General features: G+C 25.2%; 2 protein-coding genes. Both read left to right on the top strand.

Features of this window, described 5'->3' with window-relative positions:
* Positions 1 to 2,544: single-stranded-DNA-specific exonuclease RecJ (recJ, locus tag Q0V09_RS09425; protein ID WP_297488871.1), on the top strand; the 2,544-nt coding region annotated here is incomplete at its 5' end.
* Between the two features lie 93 nt (positions 2,545 to 2,637).
* Positions 2,638 to 3,392, top strand: a 755-nt coding sequence (locus tag Q0V09_RS09420) for an amino acid permease (RefSeq protein WP_297488868.1), incomplete at its 3' end; no start/stop codon positions are given.

Genomic DNA, 3,392 nt, shown 5'->3' with positions numbered 1-3,392 from the left:
AAATGGATATATAGAGCTGAAAAAATAAAAAAAGATAATATTAATTTAGATAGTGATATTGTTCAAATTTTATATAATAGAGGAATAGAAAACAATGAAGAAATTGATATTTTTATAAATGGTACTTTGGAAAATTTAATAGACCCTTTTAAAATGAAGGATATGAGAAAAGCTGTTGAAAGAGTTCTATTAGCTAAAAATAACAATGAAAAAATATGGATTTATGGTGACTATGATGTAGATGGGATAACGTCAACATCTCTTTGTTTTTTAGCACTAAAAGAGATAGGAATAAATGTAGAATATTATATTCCTTTAAGAGATGAGGGGTATGGCTTAAATAAAAATGCTTTGAAATATATAAAAGATCAAGGTGGAGATTTAGTTATAACAGTTGACTGTGGAATATCTTCTAGAGATGAGATTGATTATGCAAATGAATTAGGATTAGATGTAATAATAACAGATCATCATGAGATAAACAATGAGATGCCTAAAGCTCATTCTGTAATCAATCCTAAGAGAGAGGATAATGAAATAGATTATAAATATTTTGCAGGAGTTGGAATTGCTTATATGTTAATGTTTGGAATATATATAACTTTAGATAGAAAAACAGAAATATATAAATATTTAGATATTGTTGCAATTGGAACAATAGCAGATATAGTTCCATTAAAAGGGCAAAATAGAATTTTAGTAAAAAGAGGATTAGAATTACTTAAAAGTAGTAAATGGTTAGGATTAAATATGTTATTAAAAAACTTATATGAGAATCCAATGGATAAAAAGTTTGACACTTATGATGTTGGCTTTATAATAGCTCCAATTTTTAATGCAGCAGGAAGATTAGAAGATGCTAAAATGGCTGTGGAACTTTTTGTAAGTGATGATCATGTTAAATGTACAAATTTAATATTTGATTTAATTGGAAAAAATAGTGAAAGAAAAGAGATTCAAAGTGAAATATTAGAAAAAGCCGAAATAGTTATAGAAAAAAAAGAATTAGATAAAGATCAAGTTATTGTTGTAGCAGAGGAAAAATTTCATCATGGAGTAATAGGAATAGTTGCTTCTAAAATATTAGATAAATATTATAAACCTACAATTATTATGGAGATAAAGCCAGAAGAGGGCATAGCAACTGCCTCGTGTAGAAGTACAGAATTTTTTAATATGATTGAAGCTTTAAAATCCATGGAAGATTATTTTGTAAAATATGGAGGTCATGCAGGAGCAGCAGGATTTTCAATTGAAATAGATAAAATAGAGGGTTTTATAGAAAGTATAAATAATTATGCTAAATTAAAATTAGATGAAAATGATAAGAAAAAACCTATAAAAGTTGATTGTGAGTTGTCAATGATGAAAATATCATATGATATGATGGATAAATTGTCTCTATTAGAACCTTATGGATTTGGAAATGCTTCGCCATTATTTGTGATGAAAGATTGTAGTTTTTCAAATTTTAGAGCAATTGGAAAAGATAAAACACACACTATGTTTAATATTATAAAGAATGGAACAGAGATAAAAAATGCTGTTTGGTTTAATAGTAGTGAGATTATAGAGAAAATGAGTGGAATTGATAGAATAGACATTGCTTTTAAATTAAAAATGGAAACATATAAAGATAAATATCAATATAAAATATTTATTGAAGATGTTAAGGAATCAAAAGAATCTGCAAGTGAAAGTGAATATGAAATTTTAAAAAATATAAAGTTTCCAATAAAATCTGTATTTTATACAAGACGTAATTTAGAAAGTGAAAAAATAGGATTTAATAATGAAGATGAAGATATGAATATATATATTGGAAGAAATAAAATTGGATTTTTAGATTTTCAAACGAAGGAGTTATTAAAAAAATTAAAATTATATTACAATTATGATTTCAATATAAAAACTATGAAAATAGAGAAAAAAGATGAAAATTATAATGTATTTATAGAAATAGAAAAAAATAATGAGTTTAAAACATTATCATTTGAAAAGGGAAATATTTTTAAAGATATAAAACAATTTCTTATAGGAGATTTACCTTATAATAGTATTCAAAAAAAAGTTTTATCTAAAATATTTAAATCTAACGAAAAGTTAAATGTTGTAATGGAAAAGGGAAGAGGAATAAAGACAATAATAAAAACAATCTCTTTGTATTATAATACTATTGGAAGAAAAGTATTAATAGTAACTAAAGAAAATTATATTATAAAAGATAGAGAGATAAAAAGTTCTTACAAGTATGAAGATGGATATGATTTTTATATTTATTTTGGAAATGAAAAAATAGAAAATTTAGATAATTATAATTTAATTATAAATGATATGGATAATATAAAAAGCGAATTTATAAAAATAATAGATAACTACAAAATAGTTGAAAATATAAAAATTATAAGTGATGAGAAAGGAAATAAATCTGATATTCAAGTGTATTGTAATAATCTGCCTAGAAGTATAAAAAAAGATTATTTAAATAAAATTAATACAAATAAAGAGGTAGTGGGAACAGAAGAAATAAAAATATTATTATAACAAAATAGTAGGAAAACAAAAAAAAAAAAAGAACAAAGAGAGAGAGAGTAAAATCTTTCTCTCTTTTTTATTTTAAAGTCAAAGGAGGTAGTCATGGAAGATAAAAAGTTGGGAGTGATAACCCTTGCAGGATTAGTAGTGAGTGCTATGATTGGAGGGGGAGTATATAATTTACCTGAAAATATGGCATCAGCAGCTTCAGCAGGAGCAATTATTATAGCTTGGGTTGTAACTGGAATAGGAATGTGGTTTATAGCAAAAACTTTTAGTATTTTATCAAATATTAGACCAGAAGTAACATCAGGTATTTATGGATATGGAGAGTTGGGATTTGGTAAATTTATGGGGTTTCAAGTTGCATGGGGATATTGGATATGTAATGTATTCGCCAATGTAGGTTATGCAATATTACTAATGGATTCATTTAATTACTTTTTTTATCCACATTTTAAAGGGGGAAATAATTTATTATCTATAATTTGTGGGTCAATTGTAATTTGGGGAATGTATTTTGCTGTAATGGCAGGAGTAAAGCAAGCAACATTTATTAATAATATTGGAGTTGTAGGTAAACTAATTCCATTATTTATATTTATATTAGTACTTTTATTTAAATTTGATTTTGAAGTTTTTACTACAAATTTTTGGGGAAAAGATGTTATACCTAGTCTTTTAGATAAAGATTTAGGAGGAATATTTCCACAAGTAAAAAGTACAATGCTTATAACACTATGGGTATTTATAGGAATAGAGGGGGCTGTTGTAATTTCAAGTAGAGCTCGTTCTCAAAAAGAGGTTGGAAAAGCAACAGTTATAGGATTTTTAAGTTGTTTAATAATGTATGCAAT

It is taken from the genome of uncultured Cetobacterium sp., assembly GCF_947039425.1.
Lineage (GTDB): Bacteria > Fusobacteriota > Fusobacteriia > Fusobacteriales > Fusobacteriaceae > Cetobacterium_A.
The sequence above is the reverse complement of the archived record's forward strand: the minus strand, read 5'-3'. Positions and strand labels throughout refer to the sequence as shown.